This is a genomic window from Burkholderia sp. Bp8994, from assembly GCF_003853805.1.
Taxonomy (GTDB): Bacteria; Pseudomonadota; Gammaproteobacteria; order Burkholderiales; family Burkholderiaceae; genus Burkholderia.
Map to the genome: position 1 here is coordinate 118,645 of NZ_QTQH01000006.1, position 25,722 is coordinate 144,366.

27 protein-coding genes are annotated in these 25,722 nt (G+C 68.0%); 12 read left to right on the forward strand and 15 right to left on the reverse strand.

Features of this window, described 5'->3' with window-relative positions:
• Nucleotides 1–27: 27 nt before the first annotated feature.
• On the reverse strand, nucleotides 28–453 hold the full coding sequence (locus DIE04_RS07985; RefSeq protein ID WP_124485095.1) for a PACE efflux transporter: 426 nt from the start codon (nucleotides 451–453) through the stop codon (nucleotides 28–30).
• A 189-nt stretch (nucleotides 454–642) separates the two neighbouring features.
• Between DIE04_RS07985 and DIE04_RS07990 the strand changes: the two genes are divergently transcribed.
• Nucleotides 643–1,566, forward strand: a complete 924-nt coding sequence (locus DIE04_RS07990; RefSeq protein ID WP_124521398.1) for a LysR substrate-binding domain-containing protein — start codon at nucleotides 643–645, stop codon at nucleotides 1,564–1,566.
• Nucleotides 1,567–1,616: 50 nt separating this feature from the next.
• Here the strand turns inward: DIE04_RS07990 and DIE04_RS07995 are convergent, their stop codons facing one another.
• From DIE04_RS07995 to DIE04_RS08005, 3 genes are all read right to left on the reverse strand, one after another.
• On the reverse strand, nucleotides 1,617–2,765 hold the full coding sequence (locus DIE04_RS07995) for an exo-alpha-sialidase (protein ID WP_124521400.1): 1,149 nt from the start codon (nucleotides 2,763–2,765) through the stop codon (nucleotides 1,617–1,619).
• A gap of 56 nt (nucleotides 2,766–2,821) precedes the next feature.
• Nucleotides 2,822–3,091: a MoaD/ThiS family protein gene (locus DIE04_RS08000; RefSeq protein ID WP_044844433.1), complete on the reverse strand. Its 270-nt coding sequence runs from the start codon at nucleotides 3,089–3,091 to the stop codon at nucleotides 2,822–2,824.
• A 145-nt stretch (nucleotides 3,092–3,236) separates the two neighbouring features.
• Nucleotides 3,237–3,635 carry a nuclear transport factor 2 family protein gene (locus DIE04_RS08005; RefSeq protein WP_124521558.1) on the reverse strand — a complete coding sequence of 133 codons (399 nt, stop codon included), beginning with the start codon at nucleotides 3,633–3,635 and terminating at the stop codon, nucleotides 3,237–3,239.
• Between the two features lie 78 nt (nucleotides 3,636–3,713).
• Here DIE04_RS08005 and DIE04_RS08010 point away from each other — a divergent pair, with 78 nt between their 5' ends.
• On the forward strand, nucleotides 3,714–4,655 hold the full coding sequence (locus DIE04_RS08010) for a LysR substrate-binding domain-containing protein (RefSeq protein ID WP_124521402.1): 942 nt from the start codon (nucleotides 3,714–3,716) through the stop codon (nucleotides 4,653–4,655).
• A gap of 28 nt (nucleotides 4,656–4,683) precedes the next feature.
• Here DIE04_RS08010 and DIE04_RS08015 read toward each other — a convergent pair whose 3' ends face one another.
• Nucleotides 4,684–5,373 (reverse strand): aspartyl/asparaginyl beta-hydroxylase domain-containing protein, encoded by a 690-nt coding sequence (locus DIE04_RS08015; protein WP_044844430.1) that lies wholly within the window; start codon nucleotides 5,371–5,373, stop codon nucleotides 4,684–4,686.
• A gap of 204 nt (nucleotides 5,374–5,577) precedes the next feature.
• Here DIE04_RS08015 and DIE04_RS08020 point away from each other — a divergent pair, with 204 nt between their 5' ends.
• Nucleotides 5,578–5,922, forward strand: a complete 345-nt coding sequence (locus DIE04_RS08020; protein WP_044844429.1) for a DUF4148 domain-containing protein — start codon at nucleotides 5,578–5,580, stop codon at nucleotides 5,920–5,922.
• Between the two features lie 71 nt (nucleotides 5,923–5,993).
• Nucleotides 5,994–6,284, forward strand: a complete 291-nt coding sequence (locus tag DIE04_RS08025; RefSeq protein WP_124521560.1) for a DUF4148 domain-containing protein — start codon at nucleotides 5,994–5,996, stop codon at nucleotides 6,282–6,284.
• A 266-nt stretch (nucleotides 6,285–6,550) separates the two neighbouring features.
• Here the strand turns inward: DIE04_RS08025 and DIE04_RS08030 are convergent, their stop codons facing one another.
• Together DIE04_RS08030 and DIE04_RS08035 are read right to left on the reverse strand one after the other, a co-directional pair.
• Nucleotides 6,551–7,078, reverse strand: coding sequence for a cytochrome b (locus DIE04_RS08030; RefSeq protein ID WP_124521404.1), 528 nt, complete (start codon nucleotides 7,076–7,078; stop codon nucleotides 6,551–6,553).
• Nucleotides 7,079–7,148: 70 nt separating this feature from the next.
• Entirely contained in the window at nucleotides 7,149–7,463 is a 315-nt protein-coding gene (locus tag DIE04_RS08035) for a hypothetical protein (protein WP_124521406.1), read from the reverse strand.
• Nucleotides 7,464–7,714: 251 nt separating this feature from the next.
• On the opposite strand from DIE04_RS08035, the gene hpnI reads away from it, so the two are divergent.
• Both hpnI and DIE04_RS08045 read left to right on the forward strand, forming a co-directional pair.
• Nucleotides 7,715–8,884: a bacteriohopanetetrol glucosamine biosynthesis glycosyltransferase HpnI gene (hpnI, locus tag DIE04_RS08040; protein ID WP_124521408.1), complete on the forward strand. Its 1,170-nt coding sequence runs from the start codon at nucleotides 7,715–7,717 to the stop codon at nucleotides 8,882–8,884.
• A complete protein-coding gene (locus tag DIE04_RS08045) occupies nucleotides 8,881–9,969 on the forward strand; it encodes a lysylphosphatidylglycerol synthase domain-containing protein (RefSeq protein WP_124521410.1) in 1,089 nt (362 codons plus the stop codon). The genes hpnI and DIE04_RS08045 overlap by 4 nt, the downstream gene beginning before the upstream one ends.
• Before the next feature lie 79 nt (nucleotides 9,970–10,048).
• Here the strand turns inward: DIE04_RS08045 and denD are convergent, their stop codons facing one another.
• The 8 genes from denD to DIE04_RS08085 form a co-directional block, all read right to left on the reverse strand.
• The gene (gene denD / locus DIE04_RS08050) at nucleotides 10,049–11,020 is read right to left on the reverse strand and encodes a D-erythronate dehydrogenase (RefSeq protein WP_124521412.1); all 972 of its coding nucleotides are present in this window, start codon (nucleotides 11,018–11,020) and stop codon (nucleotides 10,049–10,051) included.
• A gap of 28 nt (nucleotides 11,021–11,048) precedes the next feature.
• A complete protein-coding gene (gene otnI / locus DIE04_RS08055) occupies nucleotides 11,049–11,825 on the reverse strand; it encodes a 2-oxo-tetronate isomerase (RefSeq protein WP_124521414.1) in 777 nt (258 codons plus the stop codon).
• Between the two features lie 59 nt (nucleotides 11,826–11,884).
• Entirely contained in the window at nucleotides 11,885–13,210 is a 1,326-nt protein-coding gene (locus DIE04_RS08060) for an MFS transporter (RefSeq protein ID WP_044844420.1), read from the reverse strand.
• Nucleotides 13,211–13,350: 140 nt separating this feature from the next.
• Nucleotides 13,351–13,989, reverse strand: coding sequence for an aldolase (locus tag DIE04_RS08065; RefSeq protein WP_124485393.1), 639 nt, complete (start codon nucleotides 13,987–13,989; stop codon nucleotides 13,351–13,353).
• A complete protein-coding gene (gene otnK / locus DIE04_RS08070) occupies nucleotides 13,989–15,275 on the reverse strand; it encodes a 3-oxo-tetronate kinase (protein ID WP_124521416.1) in 1,287 nt (428 codons plus the stop codon). The genes DIE04_RS08065 and otnK overlap by 1 nt, the downstream gene beginning before the upstream one ends.
• Before the next feature lie 19 nt (nucleotides 15,276–15,294).
• Nucleotides 15,295–16,185, reverse strand: a complete 891-nt coding sequence (ltnD, locus tag DIE04_RS08075) for an L-threonate dehydrogenase (protein ID WP_124521418.1) — start codon at nucleotides 16,183–16,185, stop codon at nucleotides 15,295–15,297.
• Between the two features lie 76 nt (nucleotides 16,186–16,261).
• Nucleotides 16,262–16,966, reverse strand: coding sequence for a FadR/GntR family transcriptional regulator (locus DIE04_RS08080; protein ID WP_044844417.1), 705 nt, complete (start codon nucleotides 16,964–16,966; stop codon nucleotides 16,262–16,264).
• Nucleotides 16,967–17,269: 303 nt separating this feature from the next.
• Nucleotides 17,270–18,343, reverse strand: coding sequence for a GlxA family transcriptional regulator (locus DIE04_RS08085; protein WP_124521420.1), 1,074 nt, complete (start codon nucleotides 18,341–18,343; stop codon nucleotides 17,270–17,272).
• Between the two features lie 241 nt (nucleotides 18,344–18,584).
• Here DIE04_RS08085 and DIE04_RS08090 point away from each other — a divergent pair, with 241 nt between their 5' ends.
• Genes DIE04_RS08090 through DIE04_RS08115 form a run of 6 tightly spaced genes read left to right on the forward strand, consistent with a single transcriptional unit; the run spans nucleotide 18,585 to nucleotide 25,620 of the window.
• Nucleotides 18,585–19,970, forward strand: coding sequence for an L-serine ammonia-lyase (locus tag DIE04_RS08090; RefSeq protein WP_124521422.1), 1,386 nt, complete (start codon nucleotides 18,585–18,587; stop codon nucleotides 19,968–19,970).
• Between the two features lie 15 nt (nucleotides 19,971–19,985).
• Nucleotides 19,986–21,230 carry a sarcosine oxidase subunit beta family protein gene (locus DIE04_RS08095; RefSeq protein ID WP_034180813.1) on the forward strand — a complete coding sequence of 415 codons (1,245 nt, stop codon included), beginning with the start codon at nucleotides 19,986–19,988 and terminating at the stop codon, nucleotides 21,228–21,230.
• 26 nt (nucleotides 21,231–21,256) lie between these two features.
• On the forward strand, nucleotides 21,257–21,556 hold the full coding sequence (locus DIE04_RS08100; protein WP_124485108.1) for a sarcosine oxidase subunit delta: 300 nt from the start codon (nucleotides 21,257–21,259) through the stop codon (nucleotides 21,554–21,556).
• Nucleotides 21,553–24,564, forward strand: coding sequence for a sarcosine oxidase subunit alpha family protein (locus tag DIE04_RS08105; RefSeq protein WP_044844413.1), 3,012 nt, complete (start codon nucleotides 21,553–21,555; stop codon nucleotides 24,562–24,564). The genes DIE04_RS08100 and DIE04_RS08105 overlap by 4 nt, the downstream gene beginning before the upstream one ends.
• A complete protein-coding gene (locus DIE04_RS08110; protein ID WP_044844412.1) occupies nucleotides 24,554–25,183 on the forward strand; it encodes a sarcosine oxidase subunit gamma in 630 nt (209 codons plus the stop codon). The genes DIE04_RS08105 and DIE04_RS08110 overlap by 11 nt, the downstream gene beginning before the upstream one ends.
• Nucleotides 25,180–25,620: a dihydroneopterin aldolase gene (locus DIE04_RS08115; RefSeq protein WP_006749884.1), complete on the forward strand. Its 441-nt coding sequence runs from the start codon at nucleotides 25,180–25,182 to the stop codon at nucleotides 25,618–25,620. Before DIE04_RS08110 ends, DIE04_RS08115 begins: the two co-directional genes overlap by 4 nt.
• The last annotated feature ends 102 nt before the right edge of the window (nucleotides 25,621–25,722 follow it).

The window sequence follows — 25,722 nt, forward strand, 5'->3', positions numbered from 1 at the left end:
GCGCGAAGCCGGCCCGCGAACACCTCGTCACGATTCCTTCGTCGCCGCCGGCACATCGAACACGCGATCGAACGCCCACTGGAACACGAACGCGTAGCAGAAGAAGAACGCGAACAGCCCGATGTCGACGACGAACGCGTCGAACCACGAGATGTCGAGCCACCACGATACGACCGGCACGAGGATGAAGATGAGCCCGCCCTCGAAGCCGGTCGCATGCAGGATCCGTCGCGCGAGCGTGCGCGCGGGCTGCCGGCGCGACGCTTCCCAGCGCTCGAACAGCGCGTTGAAGATCATGTTCCACAGCAGCGCGATCGCCGACATCGTCGCGGACAGCGCGCCCGAATAGACCAGACCCTGCTTGAAGAGCGCCGCGATCGCGGGCGAGATGCAGGAAATGGCGATCGCTTCGTAGAGCACCGCCTGCGTGATCCTGCGCGGTAGGCCTTGCACGTTGGTTCTCCGGTTCGACGGTTGCTGGTGCGTCGATGGTTGGGCGGTGGGTTGGCCGCTACTGCGTGCCGCGGCCGCCGTGCCGCGACGTCCCGGAAGGCTACCCGCGTTGCGCGCGCGCCTCAATTCACCTAATCTCACGCGGATTGAATCGAATTCAACCTGGCCGGATCCGGCCCGCGAGGCCTCGTGTTCTCGAAAATTCCCCTGACTGCATTGCGTGTATTCGAGTCGTGCGCGCGGCTCGGCACGTTCAAGGCGGCCGCCGACGAACTTTCCGTGACGCCGGCGGCCGTGTCGCATCAGATCAAGTCGCTCGAAAGCCGGCTCGGCGTGCTGCTGTTCGAGCGTGGCGCGAGCGGCGTGCGGTTGACGGACGAGGGCGGGCAACTGTTTCGCGCGTGTCACGACGCGCTGCTCGGCATGAGCCGCGGGCTCGATGCGCTGCGGCCCGCGGCGGCCGATACGCGCACGCTGGTGCTGACCACCACGCCCGCGTTCGCCGCGATGTGGCTGATTCCGCGGCTCGGCCGGTTCCGGCGCGTCGATCCGCAGTTGCACATCAAGGTGGAAACCGGCAACGCGCTCGTCGATCTCGAACGCGACGCGCGGGTCGATCTCGCGATCCGCGCGACGTCGCGCACATTTCCCGCGCTGCACGAGATCGCGCTGATCGACGAGTATTTCGGCGCGTATGCGGCGCGCGGCCTCGACGTCGGGCGCGCGAACGAGCGTATCGAGCTGATCGAGACCACCTGGGATACGCCGCTTCCCGTGTCGGTCGACTGGGCATCGTGGTGCCGTGCGGCCGGTCGCGAAGCATGGCTCGAGCGCGCGGTGTTCCGCCATTACGACGACGAGCATTACGCGCTGCAGGCCGTGCTGCATGGGCAGGGTGTCGGGCTGCTCAGTTCGGTGCTGGCCGCCGAGCACGTCGAACGCGACGCGCTGACGCCGATCGATGCATCGGTGCGGCTCGCCGGCGCGCGTTTCGTCGCGCTGTGCCGGCCCGGGCGAGAGCGCGAGCCGCGGGTCCGGCGGTTTCTCGACTGGCTTGAAGCGGAAATCGTGCAGACGCGCGACGCGGTCGCGCGGATCGCGCCGCCGACGTAAAGCAACGGGCGGGCGCTTGCCGTCGGCACGCGCTGCGTGTGAGTCGTTCGTTATCCGAAGCGCACGCAATACACCGGTGGCAAATGCGCGGAGACCTGCCGCCAGTTTTCGCCGCCGTCCGCGGAGGTCCATAACCCGCCCGTCGTCGACGCCATCGCGAGACGCGTGCCGGAGTCGTCCACCGCGAGCCCGTGCCGATAGACGAGATCGTAGGCCGGCGCAGGCGGCAACCCGTTCGACAGGCTCTCGAAGCTGCGGCCGCCGTCGCGCGTGCGCGTGACGACGAAGCGGCCGTTCACCGGAATCCGGCACGCATCCTTCACGGCGGGGACGAACCACGCAGTGTCGGGGTCTGCCGGATGCACGGCGACCGCGAAGCCGAAGCTCGATGGCTGCGCTTCGATCCGCTGCCAGTGCGCGGCACCGTCGGTCGAGCGGAAGATCGCGCAGTGATGCTGGGTCCACAGCACATCGGGGTTGGCCGCGCACTGGACGACGCGATGCGGGTCCTGCACGTTGGGTTCGCCGCGCCGCTCGGGCGGCATGTAGTCGGCCTCCATGCCGTCGGCGCTGACGCGCCAGGTCGCGCCGCCGTCGAAGGTCTGCCAGACGCCGCCGCACGAGATGCCGATCGTCACGTGCCGGCTGTCGCGCGGATCGACCATCACCGAATGGATGCCCGGCGCATCGTAGCCGCCACCGAACCACTCGGGGCGCTCCGGGCGATCCCACAGCGGGCGGTTGAGCGCCCACGAATCGCCGCCGTCATCGGAGCGGAAGAGGCCGCCCGGTATCGTGCCGGCCCACAATACGCCCGGTTCGTCCGCGCCGCCGGTTTCGAGCGACCAGATCTGCTGAAGCGTCCACGGCGGGCGGGGCGGGGTGGGCGCTTCGTCGTGCGCGTCGCCGGTGCCGGCATGGGCGCTGACGTCGGCGCGCAGTTCATCGGCGGGCTGCGGCGGATAGACGGGGACCGCACATTCTTCCCATGCGGCGGCACCGGCACGCCTGCGGTGCAGCTTGACCCCGAAATGGCCGAGATTGAGCGCCGCGTACAGCGTGCCGTCGCGCGGGTCGGCCAGTGCCATGCTGACCGGTTCGCCGACGAAGTGCGGCTCGCCGAGCGCCCAGCCGCCGTTGCCGTCGGCGTGCAGCACGAACAGGCCCTTGCGGGTCGCGACGAGCAGTCGATCGTTCATGTCGGATGTCTCCTGTGGGCGCGGCCGCGCGCTCGTTTGGATGGCGATGCGTCCCTTTATCCGCCGGACAGCGCCTGCACGACGTACACGCGGCTGCCGTTGCCGAGCGGATCGGACAGATGTTGCCGGTCGCGTACCGGCTGGCCGTCGATGAACACCGACAGGTGCTTTCGCAGCGCGCCCTGGTCGTCGACGATATAGCCGCGCAGCCGCGGCTGTTCACCGAAGACGGTTTCAAGCGCTTCGCCGAGCGTCCGTGCGTCGATGTCGCGCTCGGGCGTGTCGATATGGCGCTGGATCGACGCCGCGAAGAAGAGGTGTGCCATGGCGGTGGCTGGCAGGAGCCGTGCGGGGGGACGGTCTGTAGTGTAGGCGATCGATCGGGCCGGCAGCGACATTGCCGTACGGCCGGCGGCGCGGCGACGTTGCTGCGCCGCGCAACGGCCGTGGTGCCTGATCCCCGTCGATGCGCTATGCGTACTTGTCGCCGACCGTGCTGCGGATCTGATAGGTGTCGTAGACGATGATCATGCGCTCGATGCGCGCGTCGTCGTCGAATTCGAAGACGTCGACACACTCGAATTGCACCGCGGTGCCGTCCTTCAGTCCCCAGTCGTAGACGAAATAGCCGGTGGCCCGACGTGCGCCCGTGGCGCTGACGCAGATGTCGATCGGCGTGATCCGGCTTTGTCCGGAGGCCGCCGCGACTTTTTCGAAGAAGGGCAGTGGCGACATCCAGCCGAGGAACGGCGAAAATATCTGCGCATCCGGCGTGAACAATGCGCAGATCGCGGCGACGTTGCCGCTCTCGAGCGCTTTGAGGTAGGTATCGACCTGCCGCGTGTATAGTGCGTCGGACGACGAGACCATGGTATTTCTCCGCTGATTGTTGACGAGCCAGCCACGACAGCCGTCGCGAACCGGTTCAACCACGATAGCGATGCAGCGATGACCGAACAAACGAATAATCCGCAACCCGGGTATGCCGCCCGCGCATATCCGCTCGCGGATCTCACCCGTGCGCTGCCGCCGCTGACGGCATTCCAGGCGTTCGTCGCCGCCGCCGAACTCGGCAGCTTCAACCGCGCGGCCGAGCATCTGTGCCGGACCCAGGGTGCGGTGAGCCGTCAGGTGCAGCAACTCGAAGCGCATTACCGGTGTGCGTTGTTCGTCCGTCATGCGTCGGGATTGACGTTGACCGCGGAAGGCGGCGCGCTGCTGACGGTGGCCGTCGACGTACTCTCGCAACTGGCGCAACACGCGCGCGCGCATGCGCATGCCGCGTCGACTCTCACATTGCGCTTGCCCTCCACGTTCGCGATTCGCTGGCTGCTGCCGCGGCTGTCGGCGCTCAATCATGCGTTGCCGCGCACGGAGTTGCGCATTCACACGTCGGCGGACGACACGCCGGATTTCACCGACGCCGGTTTCGATGCGATCGTCGTGCGCGGCAGCGGAAGCTGGGCGGGCATGGTGGCCGTGCCGCTGTTCGACGAGTGCCTCACGCCGATGTGTACGCGCGAGGCGGGCGCGGTGCTGAAGTCGATCGCCGATCTCGCGCACGCGACACTGCTGCATCCCGCCAGCAATCGCGACGAATGGCGATGCTGGCTGGACGCCGTCGGCGCAACGCAGGTCGACCCGGGCACCGGGCTCGTGTTCGATACGCTCGAGCTGACATTGACGGCCGCGTCGGACGGGCACGGCGTCGCGATCGGCGATCCGCGCATGGCGGCGGATCGGCTGGAAGCCGGCGCGCTGGTCGCGCCGTTTCCGGAGGTGGTGCGCAACGGTCTGGGCTACTACCTCGTGTACCCGGTGCAGCGCGCCGCTCAACCCGCGATTCAAGCGCTCACGGAGGTGCTGACGCGGCTTGCGCGCGAGGATTGACCGCAAGGCGCGTGCGCCGGGCGGGTTGCTAAACCGGAATCGACCGCCCCCGCACCCTGATCCCGAGCCGCACGACGCCGATCACCGCATTCGACAGCCACATCAGCAAGCGCGGCATGCCGCGCCGGCGGATATCGAGCAGCAGCACGATCCGCACTTCGTCGCTGTCGTTCCACACTTCGTGCACGAAGGTGTCGTCCCACAGCAGGAAGCAGCCTTCGTCGAGCCGGTAGTCGCGGCCGTCGACCTTCAGCACGGCGGCCGGCGTACCATCCGCGCGCTTCGGCATCGACAGCACCAGATAACCGCGCAGGATGCCGCGGAACGGCCCGCGATGCGGCGGGATGTGCTTGCCGGGCGCGAGGAACGACAGCGACGCGGACAGCACGTCCGGCGACGCCGCGACGATCGATTCGACGGTCGGGCAGCGCGACAGGTTGCGCGGGAACGGCTGGCCGTAAGCCTGCATGATGAACATCCGCCAGTCGCGCGCATCGTTGGCCGAGATGTCGTGCTGCTCGCGCATGATCTCGTGGAAGCGCGGGATGCGCGGCAGGTCGCGCGCGACGGCCAGCGCTTCCGCGCGAATGGCCGGCCACGCACGAACGAATCGCTCGGCGTCGGGAAACGCGGCCGTATCGAGCACGGCGCCGCCGTCGAGATGGCGATCGTACAGCGTGCGAAGCAGGCCGGCTGCATAGTCGTAAGCGACGGACATGATCGAGGGGCGATCCACAAGGTGTCGTCAGTCTGCCCCACGTGCGGTGGGGCCTGCGTTACGTCAGGTTACGCCGGCTGACGAAAGAATGACAGATCGGTGAAGGTCCGGTGCGAGCGCTCCGGCATTCCGGGAATAAACGTATGCCCCGCGTCGTCATACGGGTGTAGCACCTCGTTTCGTTGACTTCCGAAGGAGTGGAGCATGAATACGCATTGGCTGGTGGCCGCCACGGTGGCGGCGATGTCCGTCGCGAGTGTCGCGACGCCTGCGTCGGCACAGGCACTGACGCGCGCGCAGGTCAGGCAGCAACTGATCGACGCCGAAACCAACGGGCTGCGCTTCGTGACCGATACGTCGTATCCGGACGTAAGTCCGCTGTTCCAGCAGCAGGCCGGGCAACTTCCTCGGCATCAGGCCGAAACCGCGGTCGGCGGCGATCCGGCGGGGACGTCCGATGCGGGCAGGCCGGCGGCGCAACCGACCCGTCCGCGCCCGGCCGCATGCGTCGGCCCCGAGAGCTTTTGCACGCCGTATTTCGGAAGCTGACGCAGCGGACCGCCGCGGCGGGTTCGACATTCACGAAGGTTGATCGGCACGCAACATTGAAGGAGTTGATGATGAAAACTTATATCGCACTACTGATGATGATCGGCGCAATCTCCGGTCAGTCCGCATTCGCGCAATCGAATGCGCCGCTCACGCGTGCCCAGGTTCGCGAGGAGCTGATTCGTCTGGAAGCGGCCGGGTACGATCCGTCGAAGGGGGACGACGGCGAATATCCGGCGGACATTCAGGCCGCGCAGGCGAAGCTCGCCGAGCAGGATCGCGCGAGGATGGCGGCTTCGGCTTCGGCTTCGGCTGCCGCGCCTGCGCCGGCCTCCGTCATGCCGGCGCAGGCCGGCAACTAGGAGCCGACATGTACGTGTGTGTCTTCAGGCCGTCGTGTTCGCGGTGCGGCGATACGCATGCCGTTCGCGGCACGCGGCCCGGTCGAACGGCACGGACGGCCAGGCCGTCGATCGCGCGCCGCTTCGCGCGGCGCCGAGACCGTCTCGTTGCCCGATTCCGTTGGGCGCGCAGGTGGATCGCGGGATGAGCGGCGATGCGGGCGAGATGCGATCCGCGATCGGCGGACTGCTGTCCGCGATGGCGCGCAAGGATGCCGGCGGCGGGATTACCAGGGCATCATCCGCTGCATGACCTGGTCGCGCAGGATGAAACGATGCGCGACCGCGGCCGCGACGTGAAGGCAGATGCCGCCGAACAGCACCCACGCGAGGATGCCGTGCACGTCGCCCATCGCATGCCCGAATCCCGATCCGGCCGCCGACAGCGCAGGCAGCGGCACGATGCCGAGCAGCGTCACGGCCCAGGCACGCGACGACGCATTGATCCAGCCGAGCAACGGCACCGCGATCAGCAGCGCATAGAGCCCGAAGTGCGTCGCGCCGGACACGGCGCGCATCGCGGGCGACAGCTGGTCGGCGGGCGGACGATGCGTCACGCGCCAGAGTACGCGGCAAGCCATCGCGGCGAGCAGCGCGGTGCCCACGATCAGGTGCGCGGCGATCAAGCCGACCGGTTGCGTATCGCGATGCACGTCGGGCATCGTCCAGCCGATTGCATACTGCGCGACGACGAGCGCCACGATCAGCCAGTGGAGAAGGCGTGCGACTGCATCGTATCGGGCGGAGGTAGACATGAAAGCTCCTGGCAAGCGGGTGGGGACCGTATCTTCCGGAGGATTCTACGGCCGAATCCTTAACAAAACGTTAAGCGTGCGGCCGCGCATCGGATTCGCCCCGTGACGCATGCGCGCTCTCGACCCGGGCGGCGTCGGCCGACGGCAACACGATCGCGACGCCGGTGCCGTATCCGCCGATGCCGGGCCCGAACCGCACGCGGCCGCCGAACCATCGCGCGATGCGCCGGATGATCGACAGCACGGACCCGCTGCCGGGCTGCTTGTGCGCCGGATCGTCGGTTACGAGCGCCACCAGGGAGTGTGTCGTGCCAGCCGGACTGTTTGCGCCGAGCGTACCCGAAGCGTCTTTCACGGCGATGACATTCCGCATCCGGACCGTCATCGCGACCGCGATCCTGTCGGCCCGTAAGGTGGCCCACGCGGCGTTCAGGGCCGCGGACGTTCGCGGCTGTGCGCGCGTGACCGGAATCGATCGCCGCACGGTAGTCGTGTCATCTGATTGCGCGTACCGTCGGTTGGTCGTCCTTGATATCCGGCTCAACGGGAATCGACACGGCGGCGTGTCCGGGCGAGCGCGCGTTCGCGCGTGCCGGCCGGGGCGTCGCGGTCATTGGGTCACCACTGGGGAGAAGCATGATCCTGTTGCATCTGCTGCACGCGCTGGCCGGCGCGATGTCGATCGCCTGCGGACTGGGCGTGTTGCTCGGCATTGCCTACACGGTCACGGCCAGCGTGCTGGTCGGCCGGTTCTTTTCCCGCGCGCGGGCGGTGCCGTGCGATTATCCGGGCGTGACCGTCGCGAAGCCGCTGCACGGCGACGAATGGAATCTCGTACAGCATCTCGAAAGCTTCTTCGTGCAGGATTATCCGGGGCCGGTACAGCATCTGTTCGGCGTGCACGATGCGGGCGACGCGGCGCTCGCGGCCGTCGAAACGTTGCGCAGGCGCCATCCGGACGCGAACATCAAGGTCGTCGCCGACGCGCGACTGTACGGGCCGAACCGCAAGATCGCGAACCTCGTCAACATGCTCGAACACGCGGAACATTCAGTGCTGTGTCTTGCCGACAGCGACGTGCTGGTCGAGCGCGATTATCTGCGTGCCGTCGTCGGCGCGCTGCAGCAGCCGGAAGTCGGCATCGTGACGAGCGTGTATCGCGGCATCGCGTCGCCGGGCTTCTGGCCTGGTGTCGCCGTCGCGATGACGAACTACCATTTCCTGCCGGGCGTCATCACGGGGCTTTTCATCGGGCGCGCCCGTCCGTGCTTTGGCCAGACGATTGCGATCACGCGCGCGACGCTCGAACGCATCGGCGGGCTCGCGCGTTTCGCGCATCACCTGGCCGAGGATCACGCGCTCGGCGAAGCAGTGCGGCAGGTCGGCGCGCAGGTCGTCGTCCCGCCGTTGGTCGTCGGGCACGCCTGTGTCGAAGAGACGTTCGCCACGCTGTACGCGCACGAATTGCGCTGGAGTTGCACGATCCGCGCGGCGGACCGGCTCGGTCACGCCGGGTCGGTGCTGATGCACCCGTTGCCGCTGGCGATGCTGGCCGTGCTGTTTTCCGGCGGCACGCTCGCCGCCTGGGGGCTGGCGTTCGCGGCGCTCGTCGCGCGGGCGCTGCTGATGTTGAAGACGAGCCGCGCCACCGGCGCGGGTCTGCGCGGCGCGCTCTGGTTGCCGTTCGTCGATTTCCTGCAGTTCGTGGTGTTCGTGTCGAGTTTCTTCTCGTCGCACGTCGTCTGGCGCGGCACGCGCTTTCGCGTCGACCGCGAGGGCTTGCTGTCGCCCGCGGGGAAATCATGACGCACGACACGCATGCCGACCTCGAAGGCGCGGACCGGCGGTCCGAGCGTTGCGACGCGCGCCTGCGGCAAGCGGGGCGCGCGGCGGCGCTGGCCGGGCTGGTGCTCGCGGTGTGGCTGGTCTGGCGCGAGCATCCGCTGGAGATCCTGCACCGGCTGAGGATCGCCGGCGCCGGGTTGCTGGTCGCCGCGCTGGCCCACATCCTGCCGATGCTTGCGAATGCGTGGGACTGGCGGATGCTGATCCGCGGCCCGCGCCGGCCGTCGTTCGCGACGATGCTCAAGCTCGTGTGGATCCGCGAATCGATCAACGGATTGTTGCCGGTCGCGCGAATCGGCGGCGAGATCGTGTCGTTCGGCCTGCTGCGGCAGGCGGGCGTACGCCCGGCGACCGCCGTGGCGAGCCTCGTCGCCGACATGCAGCTGACGTTGATCAGCCAGCTCGTGTTCGCGCTGGTCGCGATCGGCTACGTGCTCGAACACGTATCGTCCGATGCCGCGCAGGTTGCCGCGCGCCTCGCCATCGGCATGGCGGCGCTGGTGCCGGTGCTGCTGCTGTTCGCACTGGTTCAGCACGCGCGGCCGTTCGAGCGCGCGATGCGCGTGGTCAACCGCGTCACGAGCGGCAAGGTGGTGGCGCTGGTCGGCGAATCGGCACGCACCGATCAGTCGATCCTTGTGATCTGGCGCAAGACGGGTATCGTCGTCCGCTATCTGGTGATCTGGCAGACGCTGCAGTTCGCCGGCTATGCGCTGGAAATCTGGCTCGCGCTGCGTTTTCTCGGCGCCGATCCGACGTTCGCGCAGGCGCTCGCGATCGAAGCGCTGATCCAGCTGCTGAGCAGCATCGCGTTCCTGATGCCGGGCGGGCTGGGCGTGCAGGAGGGCGGGTTCGTGCTGATCGGCGGGCTGCTCGGGTTCGACGCGCCGACCTGTCTGGCGCTCGCCGGCGCGCGACGAGTGCGCGATCTGCTGTTCTATCTGCCCGGATTGCTGGCGTGGCAGCATGCGGCCGGCGCGGCGCGCTCGCCATCCGGCGCGAAGCGCGCATCGATACACGTCGGGGAGTCCGCCGGGCCGCGCTGATGCGGCCGGGCGTTGCCGGCCTGCCGGGCGGGCAGCGGCGACGCCGGGGCGGCTGCTTGCCTGCCGGGCGGCGCGGCCGTCAACGCCGTTCGTCGGCGAGATGGCTGCGGATGACGTCCGCGAACGACGTGTCGCCTTTCAGCCCGAGCGCTTCCGCGCGCGTCGTGTCCCAGCGGCCCGGCCAGCTGCCGACGATCTTCTCGACGCGTTCGTCCGGTGCATGGCGGATCAGCTTCACGACCTCGTCGCCCGCGACTTCGCGCAGCGCCGCGATCATTTCGTCGACCGACACCGACAGGCCGGGCAGGTTGATCACGCGCTTGTTGCCGAGTTTCTCGCTGTCGAGCTCGCAACCGGCGACGAGCGCGTCGATCGCGCCGCGCGGCGACAGCAGCCACAGCCGCGTCGACCCCGGCACCGGGCACACGCTTTCCTCGCCGTTCAGCGGCTCGCGGATGATGCCGCTCGCGAACGACGATGCAGCCGCGTTCGGGCGCCCCGGCCGCACGCTGATGGTCGGCAGCCGCAGCACGCGGCCGTCGACGAAGCCGCGGCGCGCGTAGTCGCAGAGCAGCAGCTCGGCGATCGCCTTTTCCGCACCATACGACGATTGCGGATTCAGCGCGGTATCGTCCCGCACGACGTCGGGCAGCACGCCGCCGTAGACGGCCACCGAGCTCGTGAACACGACGCGCGGACGATGGCCGCGCGCGCGGCACACTTCGAGCAGCGTGCGCGACGCGTCGAGGTTGATCCGCATGCCGAGATCGAAATCGGCTTCGGCCTGCCCGCTGACGATCGCCGCGAGGTGGAAGATCGCGCCCGTCTGCGTGTCGATCGCGCTTTCGAGCACCGCGCGATCGGCGATGTCGCCGACGATCGACGTCACGCGCGCGTCGCCGAAATCGCTGCCCTCGACGACGTCGAGCAGCACCAGCTCGTCGATCCTGCTGCTCCGGCCGTCGGGGCCGGTCAGCTCGCCGCGTTCGAGCAGCTTGCGCGCGAGACGCTGGCCGAGAAAGCCGGCGCCGCCGGTGATCAGTACTTTCATGTTCTTTGCCCTCTGAGGAATACGGAAATTACAGGTACGGCCTGAGCCAGCCGAGGCCCTCGGACGTGCCGGCCTTCGGGCGATACTCGCAGCCGATCCAGCCGTCGTAGCCCAGCGCGTCGATCAGCGCGAACAGATACGGGTAATTGAGTTCGCCGATGTCCGGCTCGTGACGCTCGGGCACGCCGGCGATCTGGATGTGGCCGATGCCCGCGAAATCGCGCTTGAGCTTCATCGCGAGGTCGCCCTCGACGATCTGGCAGTGATAGCAGTCGAACTGCACCTTCAGGTTCGGCGCGCCGACTTCCGCGCGGATGTCGTGCGCATCGTCCTGGCGGCTCAGGAAATAGCCGGGCATGTCGCGCTGGTTGATCGGCTCGATCAGGATCGTGATGCCGTGCGCGGCAGCCGCCTGCGCCGCATGCCGCAGGTTCGCCACGTAGGTGTCGCGATGGCGCGCGCGATCGGCGCCCGGCGCGACCATCCCGGCCATCACGTGCAGCTTCTTGTTGCCGAGCACGCGCGCATAATCGAGCGCCTGGTCGATGCCGCGCCGGAACTCGTCCTCGCGGCCCGGCAGCGATGCGATCCCGCGTTCGCCGGCGGCCCAGTCGCCGGGCGGCGCGTTGAACAGCGCCTGCTCGAGGTCGTGCGCGTCGAGGCGCGCGCGGATGTCCTCGGCGGCGAAGTCGTACGGGAACAGGTACTCGACGGCCTTGAAGCCGTCGTGCGAGGCAGCGGCGAAGCGTTCGAGGAACGCGTGCTCGGTGTACATCATCGAGAGGTTGGCGGCGAAGCGGGGCATGGCAGCGGTCCGGTGAATGAATGGGGCGGGGCGCCCGGCGCCCCGCGTCGAATGAAGGGTCAGCGGTTCACGAGTTTCGCGGGCGTGAGCCACACGGCGATCGCGCCGATCACGAGCATGCCGGCCAGCACGTACATGCCGGACGACGTGCTGTGCGTGACGTCCTTCAGGTAGCCGATCACGTACGGGCTCGCGAACCCGGCGAGGTTGCCGACCGAGTTGATGATCGCGATCCCGGCGGCCGCGGCGGAGCCGGCGAGGAACGCGGTCGGCAGCGACCAGAACAGCGGTGCGCAGGTCAGTACGCCGCCCGCCGCGAGCGACAGGAACACGATCGACACCGCCGTATTGTGCGAGTACGACGCGGCGACCGCAAACCCGACCGCGCCCATCAGCGCCGGCACGATCAGGTGCCAGCGGCGTTCGCGGCGCTTGTCCGCGCTGTGGCCGAACAGGTTCATCACGACGATCGCGACGACGAACGGGATCGCCGACAGCAGGCCGATCTGGAGCGTATCGGTGATGCCGGTCGATTTCACGAGGGTCGGCATCCAGAACGTGAGGCCGTACTGGCCGGTGACGAACGCGAAGTAGATCAGCGACATCCACCACATGCGCGGGTCGGCGAACACGGCCTTCAGCGAATGGCCGTGCTGCTGCTGTTCCTGCGGCTGCGCGGCGATTTCGTCCTCGAGCAGCTGCTTCTCGCGCGCGTCGAGCCACTTCGCGCTGCGGATGCCGTTGTCGAGATACAGGATCGTCGCGATACCGACGAGCAGCGCCGGCACGGCTTCGATCACGAACATCCATTGCCAGCCGTGAAAGCCCGAGCCGCCGTGGAAGCGCTCCATGATCCAGCCGGACAGCGGGTTGCCGAAGATGCCCGACACCGGAATCGCGGACATGAACACCGCGATGATCTTCGCGCGCCGATGCGACGGGAACCAGTACGTGAGGTAGAGGATCACGCCCGGATAGAAGCCGGCTTCCGCGAGGCCGAGCAGGAAGCGCAGCACGTAGAACTGCGTCGGCGTCTTCACGAACGCGAACACCGCCGACAGCAGGCCCCACGTGATCATGATCCGCGCGATCCAGATGCGTGCGCCGATGCGGTGCATCAGCAGGTTGCTCGGCAGCTCGAACAGGAAGTAGCCGAGGAAGAAGATGCCGGCGCCGAGGCCGAACACGGTTTCGCTGAACGCGAGGTCCTGCGACATCTGCAGCTTCGCGAAGCCGACGTTCACGCGGTCGAGATACGCGACCACGTAGCAGAGCATCAGGAATGGCACGATGCGCCAGAACACTTTCCTGTAGGTGCGGTCGAGCTCGGCCGATTGGGCGGGCGCGGCGGGCGAGCGGCTTGCGGCCGCGTCGAGAGCAGTCATCGTCGTCTCCAGATATGTCGTGTGCCGGCGGCGCGTAGGCCGCCGGATCGTGTGTGTGTGCTGACGGAAGGGCCCGCGCACACGGCGGGCATGGGAATCGCTACGGAGTCCTGTGTGATTCGTATACGCGACGCGTTGCGTTACCAGCGCGCGCCGAAGGCCTGGCGCAGTTCGTCGAGCGCGGCGTCGGACAGCGGCTCGGGCTTCGGGTCCGTCATCAGCCACAGCCGCGCGGTTTCCTCGAGTTCCTCGAGCGCATACGATGCGTGCGACACCGACGAACCCCACATCACCGGGCCGAGGCGGTCGAGCAGCACGCCGCGCACCTGGTCGGCGAGCGCCGCGACTTCGGCCGCGACGGCCGGGTCGCCGGGGCGGCGATAGCGGATCAGCGGAATGTGGCCGACCTTCATCACGTAGTACGGCGTGAGCGGCGGCAGCACGTCGGTGTCGCGCCACACGCCCGCGAGCGTCAGCGCGACGAGGTGCGTCGAATGCGTATGGACGATGCCGTGCGCTTGCGCGTTGCGCGCGTAGATCCCGCGATGAAGCGCAAGCGTCTTCGACGGCCTGCCGCCCGATACCGGCTGGCCGTCGAGGCCGACCTTCGCGATGTCGTTCGGGTCGAGGCGGCCGAGGCACGCGTCGGTCGGCGTGATCAACCAGCCGTCGTCCAGGCGCGCGCTGATGTTGCCGGCGCTGCCGACCGCGTGGCCGCGCGCATACAGGCTCGCGCCGACGACGCAGATCTCTTCGCGCAGTGTCGCTTCGTGACTCATCATGCGGCTCCGTCGAGTGCGCGCAGCGCCTTGTCGAAAAAGTCCACCGTGCCGAAGTTGCCGGACTTCAGCGCGAGGCCGAGCGGCTGCGCGTCGATGGTGGCCGTCGCCGGCACGCCCGGATCGATCTGCGCGCCGATCTGCAGCGATTTCACGTCGAGCGCCTGCACGACCGCGCCGGACGTCTCGCCGCCGGCCACGACGAACTTGCGCACGCCGAGGTCGCGCAGGCCGCGGGCGATCGCCGCGAGCGTGCTTTCGACGAGATGGCCGGCCGCTTCGACGCCGAGCGCGTGCTGGACGGCCTTCACTTCGTCGGGCGTCGCGGTCGCGTAGATCAGCACGGGCTGCGGCAGGTGCGAGCGTGCGAACGCGAGTGCCGCGTCGACGACGGGTTCGCCGCGCGAGGCCGCGAGCGGATCGATCCGGAAGCTCGGCCGGCTTTCGCGCCACGCGGCGACCTGTGCGTTGGTCGCCTTCGACGCGCTGCCGGCGAGCACCGCCGACGATCCGTCGATCTGCGGCAGCGAGGCTGCGTTGTCGCGCTCGGGCAGTTGGTCCACGCGGCGGAAATTCGCGGGCAGGCCGAGCGCGACGCCCGAGCCGCCGGTGACGAGCGGCAGGCCCGCGCACGCTTCGCCGAGCACGTAGAGGTCGTGATCCGACAGCGCGTCCGCGATCGCGAAGCGCGCGCCTTCCGCGCGCAGCTGCTCGATCCGCTCGCGCACGGCGGCCGCACCCAGCGCGATCGTGTCGTAGCGGATCAGGCCGACTTGCGACTTCGTCTGCCGCTGCAGCACGCGCACGAGGTTCGCGTCCTTCATCGGCGTGAGCGGGTGGTTCTCCATTCCCGATTCGTTCAGCAGCACGTCGCCGACGAACAGGTGGCCGCGATAGATCGTGCGGCCGTTCTCCGGGAACGCCGGGCACGCAATCGTGAAGTCGCCGCCGGCCGCATCGAGCAGCGCGTCGGCCACCGGCCCGATGTTGCCCGCGTCGGTCGAATCGAACGTCGAACAGTACTTGAAGAAGAACTGGCGGCACCCTTGCGCGCGCAACCATTCGTAGGCGGCAAGCGATTGCGCGACGGCGTCGGCGGCGGGAATCGTGCGCGACTTCAGCGCGACGACGATCGCGTCGGCATCGATTGCGGTGCCGCCGGCGGGCACGCCGATCGTCTGCACGGTACGCATGCCGCTCTTGACGAGCATGTTCGCGAGATCGGTCGCGCCGGTGAAATCGTCGGCGATGCAGCCGAGCAGGGGGCGGGAAGCGGAAGCGGTCATGGCGGGAACGTCGTTCGAATCAGCGGGCGGGCGGCAGCGTGATGCCGGGGAAAGTCTTGATCACGGCGGAATCGTCCTCGCCGCCGTGGCCGGCGCTCGATGCGCTCATGAACATCTGGTGCGCGGTGGCCGACAGCGGCAGCGGGAACTTGCTGCGGCGCGCGGTATCGAGCACGAGGCCGAGATCCTTCACGAAGATGTCGACGGCCGACAGCGGCGTGTAGTCGCCGTTCAGGATGTGCGGCACGCGGTTCTCGAACATCCACGAGTTGCCGGCGCTGTGCGTGATCACGTCGTACAGCGCGTCGGCATCGACGCCTTCGCGCAGGCCCAGCGCCATCGCCTCGGCGGCCGCCGCGATATGCACGCCGGCCAGCAGCTGGTTGATGATCTTCACCTTCGAGCCGATGCCGTGCGCGTCGCCGAGGCGATAGACCTTGCCGGCGATCGCGGCGAGCACGTCATCGCAGGCCGCATACGCGGCGGCGGGGCCCGACGTCATCATCGTCATCTCGCCGGAGGCCGCGCGTGCGGCGCCGCCGGACACCGGCGCATCGAGCATCTGCAGGCCTGCGGCCTCGATGCGCGCGCCGAGCGCAACCGCGAAGTCGGGCGCGACGGTCGCGCTCGCGATCACGACGCCGCCCGGCTTCATCGCCGCGACCGCGCCGTGCTCGCCGAACAGCACCGTTTCGGTCTGCGCGGCATTGACGACGAGCGTGACGACGACGTCGCACTGCGCGCCGAGTTCGGCCGGGTTCGCGCAGGCCACGCCGCCTTCGGCCGCGAATGCCTGCAGCACGGTGTCGCGCACGTCGCACGCGTGCACGCGGAACCCCGCGCGCAGCAGCGAGCGGGCGACGCCGAGGCCCATCGCGCCGAGGCCGATGACTCCAACATTTCGTGACATGGTCAACCTTGATCGATTCGGAAAAGGTTCGGGACAACGACGGCGCCGGTTCGGCCCGGGCCGCCGCATTCGTTCATCAACAGATGCCGGCTTCCGCGAGGCGGCGCGCGGCGTTGTACATGTGCGTGCGTGCCGCGTTGCGCGCCGCCATCGGGTCGCGTGCGCGGATCGCGTCCGCGATCGCCGCGTGTTCGTCGCGCACCTGCCGCGAGAAATCCTCGCGCGTCGCTTCGTTGCGCCGCGTGACCTTCACGCCGGCCTCGAGGTACTGGTTCAGGAACTGCAGCGTCTTCAGGAAATACGGGTTGCCGGTAACGGCCGCGATCGTGCGGTGGAACGCGACGTCTTCCGCGACGCCGTCGCGCCCTTCGGCCACCGCATCGTCGATCTTGCGCAGCGCGTCGTCGATGTCGGCCATGTCGTCGGCGGTGTGATGCAGCGCGGCTTCGGCCGCGACTTCAGCCTCGATCGCGCGGCGCACCGCAAGCAGGTGCGGCAGCGAGCTCGCCTCGACGGCTTCCGCGTAGTCGATCCGCAGCGGCCGGATCGCGCCGTGCTGGTTCACGTACACGCCGCTGCCCTGGCGCGGCTCGACCACGCCTTCGTTCTTCAGGCGCGAGATCGCCTCGCGGATCACGGTGCGGCTCACGCCGAATTCCTGCGCGAGCACGGCTTCCGTCGGCAGCTTGCCGGTGGCCGAGAAACTGCCGGCTTCGATCTGCTTCAGCAGCTGCTGCGCGACGTGGTCGCTCATCGCACGGGCGGGAATTTTCTCGAACATGGCGCTCTGGTTTGTAAGGTGATGTGGTCATCATACAAATTTGAAGGTGCGTCAGCATCCGGAATAACCCTCGATCAATGAGTTGCAACGTCGGTCAAATTGATTGGAACCGGTTCCAAATGGCGGGGAAATGTGGCGATCGTGCCGGGTTCGATGTGCGGTTGGCGGGCGAAGGGAGGGCGGAGGTGAAGGGCGAACGGCGGGGGCCGAGGCGAAGGGTGAAGAGCGAAGAACGAAGAACGAAGAACGAAGAACGAAGAACGAAGAACGAAGCCGCGCGCCGGCGGCGCGCGTGATCGTCAATCAGTCGGCGACGTCTTCCACGGGATCGGGATCGGTCGCCGCCGACATACCGCCTTCCGCGACTTCCCCGCCGCGCTCGCGATAGGTCGCCGGCGGCACGCCGAACTGCTTGCGGAACTCGCGGCCGAGGTGCGACGCGTCGGCGAACCCGCAGCTCGACGCGATATCGGCGACGGTGCGGTCGGAACTGGTCAGCAGCCAAGCGGCCGTGCGCAGCCGCACCTGCTTCGCGAACGCCTGCGGGCTTTTGCCCGTCTCGGCCTTGAACAGCCGCTCGAGCTGGCGGGTCGACATGTCCAGCTTGCACGCGAGTTCCTCGAGCGGCAGCGCGCGCCCGACATGCTGTTCCATCAGGAGAATCGCGCGCTTGACCTTCGGATGCGTGGCCGGCTCGAGGCCCGGCGGATGCGGCTGCGGCGCATTGCCTTTCTGCATCTCGCCGACCAGCAGGATGCGCAGCGCCTTCTGCACGGTCGCATGGTCGAAATGGCGCAGCAGGATCGCGGCGGCGACGTCGATCGACGCACGGCCGCCCGAGCAGGTGATCCGGCGCCGGTCGATCACGAACAGGCGATCGGCGATCAGCAGGTCCGGATCGGCGTTCGGGAAGCGCTCGATGAAATCCCAGTAGTGGAACCAGCTCACGCAGGTGCGGTAGCCGTCGAGCACGTTCGCGCGCATCAGCGTGAACACGCCCGTGCAGATGCCGACGACCGTCGCGCCGTCCGCCGCCGCGCGGCGCACGAACTCGAGCGTTTCGGGGCCGGCTTGCGGCCCCGAATGCAGCAGCCCGCCGACCACGACCACGTAGTCGAACGGCTCGGCGCTCTCGAAGGTTTCCCACGGCGTGATCTGGATCCCGCAGCTCGCGCGCACCGGCGCCAGCGTTTCGCCGATCACGCTCCACGCGCAGCGCACCGGCTTGCTGTAGTCGCCGTCGTCGGCCGACAGCCGCAGCATGTCGACGAAACCCGAGAAGGCCGTGAGCGTGAAGTTCGGCAGCAGCACGATGCCGAAGCGGATGCGCCGCGGCGCAGGTTCGGCGAGGGGGAAAGCGGGTACGTCGGGTGTCATCGCGGTCAATCTCGTCACGCCGGGAAGGCGGGTCTCACTTGTTGCACTCTGCTTGCGGGCGCGCCGGCCGACTTGTGGTTTTGCGTCGCCGATCATCGTCAAAACGCACTTTCCGGCCGTCCTGCGCGGGGCTTGGCGGCGGTATCCCACGCCGATGCCGTTTTTGTTCTATCGGCCAATTTTACGCTTTGATGTACTGATGCCAACGACATTTCACGTACGCCCACCCAGAGGAAGCCAGATGAACGTCAGCGCGTTCGACCTGTTCAAGATCGGCATCGGCCCGTCCAGTTCGCATACGGTCGGCCCGATGATCGCCGCGTGCCGCTTCGCGTCGCACATCGAGGACGCGAACCTGCTCGGCTTCGTGCGCCGCGTGCGGGTCGAACTATACGGCTCGCTCGGTGCAACGGGCAAGGGCCACGGCACCGACAAGGCGGTGCTGCTCGGCCTCGAGGGCCACCTGCCGGACACGATCGATCCGGACCTGATCGAGCCGCGGCTCGCGGCGATCCGCGCGGAGAAGTCGCTGGCGCTGCTCGGCAAGCAGACGATCCGCTTCGACGAGAAGGAGAACATCGGCTTCTACCGCAAGCTGATGAGCGGCACGAGCATCGTGCATCCGAACGGGATGCGCTTCCAGGCGTTCGACGAGCACGGCCAGCTGCTCGTCGAGAAAGAGTATTACTCGGTCGGCGGCGGCTTCGTCGTGAATCGCGACGGCGATCGCGTGAACGGCGTGCGCGCGGCGGTCGAGGTGCCGTATCCGTTCCGCACCGGCGACGACCTGATGCGCCAGTGCCGCGAACACGGGCTGTCGATCGCCGAACTGATGCTGCGCAACGAATGCGCGCTGCGGCCGGCCGACGAAGTGCGCGCCGGGCTGCTCGCGATCTGGCGCACGATGGCCGCGTGCGTCGAGCGCGGCTGCAAGGTCGAGGGCGAACTGCCGGGCCCGATGCGCGTGAAGCGCCGCGCGGCCGAACTGAACGGGCGCCTGCGCGCGCGTTCGGAGGAGTCGCTGCGCGATCCGCTGTCGATGCTCGACTGGGTCAACCTGTACGCGATGGCCGTCAACGAGGAGAACGCGGCGGGCGGCCGGGTCGTCACCGCGCCGACCAACGGCGCGGCCGGCGTGATTCCCGCGGTGCTGCACTACTACGTGAAGTTCGTGCCGGGCTCGAACGAAGCCGGCATCGTCGAATTCCTGCTGACGGCCGCGGCGATCGGGATCATCTACAAGGAAACGGCGTCGATCTCCGGCGCGGAAGTCGGCTGCCAGGGCGAAGTGGGCGTCGCGTGCTCGATGGCCGCCGCCGCGCTGGCCGCGGTGATGGGCGGCACGCCTGACCAGGTCGAGAACGCGGCCGAGATCGGCATGGAGCACAACCTCGGCATGACCTGCGATCCGGTCGGCGGGCTCGTGCAGATTCCGTGCATCGAACGCAACGCGATGGGCGCGATCAAGGCGCTGAACGCGTCGCGCATGGCGCTCAAGGGTAACGGCCAGCACTACGTCTCGCTTGATTCGGTGATCAAGACGATGCGCGAGACGGGGGCCGACATGAAGACGAAATACAAGGAAACGTCGCGCGGCGGTCTTGCCGTGAACGTCATCGAATGCTAACGAAGGATCACTAACATGAGCCGCTACTCGATATTCAGCCTGTTCCGCAACGGCCTCTCGTATCACGAGAACTGGGAAAAGCAGTGGAAGAGCCCGGAACCGAAGAAGGAATACGACGTCGTGATCGTCGGCGGCGGCGGCCACGGCCTCGCGACCGCGTACTACCTCGCGAAGGAGCATGGCATCACGAACGTCGCGATCCTCGAGAAGGGCTGGATCGGCGGCGGCAACACCGCGCGCAACACGACGATCGTGCGCTCGAACTACCTGTGGGACGAATCGGCCGCGCTGTACGAGAAGGCGATGAAGCTGTGGGAAGGGCTGTCGCAGGACCTCAACTACAACGTGATGTTCAGCCAGCGCGGCGTGATGAACCTCGCGCACACGCTGCAGGACGTGCGTGACACCGAGCGTCGCGTGAACGCGAACCGCCTGAACGGCGTCGACGCCGAATTCCTGACGCCCGCGCAGATCAAGGAAATCGAGCCGACGATCAACCTGAACAGCCGCTACCCGGTGCTCGGCGCCTCGATCCAGCGCCGTGCGGGCGTCGCGCGTCACGACGCGGTGGCCTGGGGCTTCGCGCGCGGCGCCGACCGCGCCGGCGTCGACATCATCCAGAACTGCCAGGTGACGGGCATTCGCCGCGAAGGCGGCGCGGTGGTCGGCGTCGACACGGTGAAGGGCTTCATCAAGGCGAAGAAGGTCGCGGTGGTCGCAGCCGGCAACACGACGACGCTCGCCGACATGGCCGGCGTGCGCCTGCCGATCGAAAGCCACCCGCTGCAGGCGCTCGTGTCCGAGCCGATCAAGCCGGTGGTGAACTCGGTGATCATGTCGAACGCGGTGCACGCGTACATCAGCCAGTCCGACAAGGGCGACCTCGTGATCGGCGCGGGTATCGACCAGTACACGGGCTTCGGCCAGCGCGGCAGCTTCCACATCATCGAGAGCACGCTGCAGGCGATCATCGAGATGTTCCCGGTGTTCTCGCGCGTGCGGATGAACCGCCAGTGGGGCGGCATCGTCGACGTGTCGCCGGACGCCTGCCCGATCATCACCAAGACCGACGTGAAGGGCCTCTATTTCAACTGCGGCTGGGGTACCGGCGGCTTCAAGGCGACGCCGGGCTCGGGCTGGGTGTTCGCGCACACGATCGCCCGCGACGAACCGCACCCGCTGAACGCCCCGTTCGCGCTCGACCGCTTCTACACGGGCCACCTGATCGACGAACACGGCGCTGCCGCCGTTGCGCACTAAACCCGACGACCATTGGAGAAAGAAACATGTTGCTGATCGAATGTCCGTGGTGCGGGCCGCGCGCCGAATCCGAGTTCACGTGCGGCGGTGAAGCCGACATCGTGCGCCCGGTCGCGAACGAGACCATGACCGACCGCGAATGGGGCGAATACGTGTTCATGCGCGAGAACAAGCGCGGCCTGCACAAGGAGCAATGGCTGCACACGCAGGGCTGCCGCCGCTGGTTCAAGGTGACGCGCGACACGGTGACCTACGATATCAAGGGCTACGAAAAGTTCGGTGGCGCAGCTGCCGGCAACGCACACGAAGAGGGCACGAGCAAATGAGCCAGAAAGACCGCCTCGGCACCGGTGGCCGCATCAATCGCGCGATTCCGTTGACGTTCACGTTCAACGGCCGCACGTACCAGGGCTTCCAGGGCGACACGCTCGCGTCCGCGCTGCTCGCGAACGGCGTGCACTTCGTCGCGCGCAGCTTCAAGTACCACCGTCCGCGCGGGATCGTGACGGCCGACGTCGCGGAACCGAATGCCGTCGTGCAGCTCGAAACCGGCCCGTACACGGTGCCGAACGCGCGTGCGACCGAGATCGAGCTGTACCAGGGCCTCGTCGCGACGAGCGTGAACGCCGAGCCGTCGCTCGAGAACGACAAGTACGCGATCAACCAGAAGTTCTCGCGCTTCATGCCGGCCGGCTTCTACTACAAGACCTTCATGTGGCCGCGCAACATGTGGCCGAAGTACGAAGAGAAGATCCGCGAGGCCGCCGGCCTCGGCAAGGCGCCCGAAGTGCTCGACGCCGATCGCTACGACAAATGCTACGCGCACTGCGACGTGCTCGTGGTCGGCGGTGGCCCGTCGGGCCTCGCCGCCGCGCATGCGGCAGCGATCGCCGGCGCACGCGTGATCCTCGTCGACGACCAGCGCGAACTCGGCGGCAGCCTGCTGTCGTGCCGCGCGGAAATCGACGCGAAGCCCGCGCTGCAATGGGTCGAGAAGATCGAGGCCGAGCTGCGCAAGCTGCCCGACGTGACGATCCTGTCGCGCAGCACGGCGTTCGGCTACCAGGACCACAACCTCGTGACGGTCACGCAGCGCCTGACCGATCACCAGCCGGTGTCGATGCGCAAGGGCACGCGCGAGCTGCTGTGGAAGGTCCGCGCGAAGCGCGTGATCCTCGCGACCGGCGCGCACGAGCGTCCGATCGTGTTCGGCAACAACGACCTGCCGGGCGTGATGCTCGCCGGCGCGGTGTCCACCTACGTGCATCGCTACGGCGTGCTGCCGGGCCGCAACGTGGTCGTGTTCACGAACAACGACCGTGCGTACCAGACCGCGCTCGACCTGAAGGCATGCGGTGCGAAGGTGACCGTCGTCGATTCGCGTGCGTCGTCGAACGGCGCGCTGCCCGCGGCCGCGAAGCGGCAGGGCGTGACGGTGATGAGCGGTGCGGTCGTGACGGCCGCTTCGGGCAAGTGGCGCGTATCGTCGGTCGACGTCGCGTCCTACTCGAACGGCCAGACCGGCGGCAAGCTGCAGTCGCTGCCGTGCGACCTCGTCGCGATGTCGGGCGGCTTCAGCCCGGTGCTGCACCTGTTTGCGCAGTCGGGCGGCAAGGCGTGCTGGAGCGACGAGAAGGCGTGTTTCCTGCCGGGCAAGCCCGTGCAGGCCGAAGCGAGCGTCGGTGCGGCCGCGGGCGAGTTCGGTCTCGCCCGTGCGCTGCGGCTCGCGGTCGACGCGGGCGCCGAAGCGGCGAAGGCCGCGGGCTTCACGGCCGCGCAGCGCCCCGTCGCGCCGCAGGTCGCGGAAACCGTCGAAGGTGCGCTGCAGCCGTTGTGGCTCGTCGGCAGCCGCGAGGCCGCCGCACGCGGGCCGAAGCAGTTCGTCGACTTCCAGAACGACGTGGCGGCCGCCGACATCCTGCTGGCCGCGCGTGAAGGCTTCGAGTCGGTCGAGCACGTGAAGCGCTACACCGCGATGGGCTTCGGTACCGACCAGGGCAAGCTCGGCAACATCAACGGGATGGCGATCCTCGCGCAGGCGCTCGGCAAGACGATTCCGGAAACGGGCACGACGACGTTCCGCCCGAACTACACGCCCGTGTCGTTCGGTACGTTCGCGGGCCGCGAGACGGGCGACTTCCTCGACCCGATCCGCAAGACGGCCGTGCACGAATGGCACGTCGAGCACGGTGCGATGTTCGAGGACGTCGGCAACTGGAAGCGGCCGTGGTACTTCCCGAAGAAGGGCGAGGACCTGCATGCGGCCGTGAAGCGCGAATGCCTCGCGGTGCGCAACGGCGTCGGCATCCTCGACGCGTCGACGCTCGGCAAGATCGACATCCAGGGTCCGGACGCGGTGAAGCTGCTGAACTGGATGTACACGAACCCGTGGAACAAGCTCGAGATCGGCAAGTGCCGCTACGGGCTGATGCTCGACGAAAACGGGATGGTGTTCGACGACGGCGTGACGGTGCGCCTCGCCGACCAGCATTTCATGATGACGACGACCACCGGCGGCGCGGCGCGCGTCCTCACGTGGCTCGAGCGCTGGCTGCAGACCGAATGGCCCGACATGAAGGTGCGGCTCGCGTCCGTCACCGATCACTGGGCGACGTTCGCGGTGGTCGGCCCGAAGAGCCGCAAGGTCGTGCAGAAGGTCTGCCAGGACATCGACTTCGGCAACGACGCGTTCCCGTTCATGAGCTACCGGAACGGTACCGTCGCGGGCGCGAAGGCGCGCGTGATGCGGATCAGCTTCTCGGGCGAGCTCGCCTATGAAGTGAACGTGCCGGCCAACGCGGGCCGCGCGGTGTGGGAAGCGCTGATGGCAGCGGGTGCCGAGTTCGACATCACGCCGTACGGCACGGAAACGATGCACGTGCTGCGCGCGGAGAAGGGCTACATCATCGTCGGCCAGGACACCGACGGCTCGATCACGCCGTACGACCTCGGGATGGGCGGGCTCGTCGCGAAGTCGAAGGACTTCCTCGGCAAGCGTTCGCTGTCGCGCTCCGATACGTCGAAGGAAGGCCGCAAGCAGTTCGTCGGCCTGCTGACCGAGGACGAACAGTTCGTGCTGCCGGAAGGCGCGCAGATCATCGCGAAGGACACGCAGGTGTCGGCGGTCGATCCGACGCCGATGATCGGCCACGTGACGTCGAGTTATTACAGCCCGATCCTGAAGCGCTCGATTGCGCTGGCGGTGGTGAAGGGCGGCCTGAACAAGATGGGCGAGAGCGTCGTGATTCCGCTGGCCAACGGCAAGCGCATCACCGCGAAGATCTCGAGCCCGGTTTTCTACGATACCGAAGGGGTGCGCCAGCATGTGGAATGAAACGAGAAACCAGACGCCGGTGGCGGGCGCGGGCGTGACGCTTGAATCGCCGTTCGTCGGCGCGGCCGATGTGCTGAAGCTGCACCAGGCACGCGCATCGAAGAAGTTCACGCTGCGCGAGCGGCCGTTCCTCGATCTCGTGAACGTGCGCGGCGAGCTGAGCGACCCGGCATTCGTCAGCGCGTTCGAGCGCGTGGTCGGCTGCCGGCCGCCGGCGGTGCCGAACACGGTCGCGCGCGGCGCCGAGTACGACGTGCTGTGGCTCGGTCCCGACGAGTGGCTCGTGCGCTCGAACGGGCCCGTGCAGGCGGGCGTGCTCGAGGCGCAACTCGCGGAGGCCGTGCAGGGTTCGTATGCGGCGGCCGTCGACGTCGGCAGCGGCTACACGGTCGTCGAGGTCAGCGGCGAACGCGTGCGCGACGTGATCGCGCGCGGCTGCCCGCTCGACCTGCATCCGCGCGTGCTGAAGCCGGGCCAGTGCGCGCAGTCGCACTACTTCAAGTCGCCGATCACGCTGATCCCGACCGGCGACGATACGTTCGAGATCGTCCTGCGCCGCAGCTTCGCCGACTATTTCGTGCGCATCATGCTCGACGCCGCGGCGCCGCTCGCATCATGAAGCCGTTCGACGAACCGTTCGTGGCGATCGACGCGCCGCGCCTGCGCGGGCGTGGCTGGAGCGTGTTCGTCGACGAACTGAAGGTGCCCGCGCGGATCGGCATCCACGCGCACGAGCACGAGGCGCCGCAGCCGATCGTGATCGATGCGCGGCTCGGGTATCGCTGCGAGCCGAGCGAGCAGGGCGAGTGGATCGACTACGACGGCTACTGCGCGCGCGTCGCGTCGTTCCTGTCGCACAAGCCGCATACGCGGCTGCTGGAGACGCTCGTCGCCGATCTCGCGGTGCTGTCGTTCCGCGAATGGCCCGCGCTGGAGTCGCTGACGCTGTCGATGTACAAGCCGAAGATCCGGCCGGGGACGAAGCGCGTGGGCGTGTCGCTCGACTGGACGCGCGGGGATTACCTGCGGTGGACGGGGGCGGCGGGGCAGCTTTGAGCGGGTAGGGCTGGTCGGCGGGATCCGGTCAGTGCGAGACGGCGGCGCGGAGGCGTCGCCGTTTTGTTTTTAATTCCTGAAATAGCAGAACAATGGCCGGTT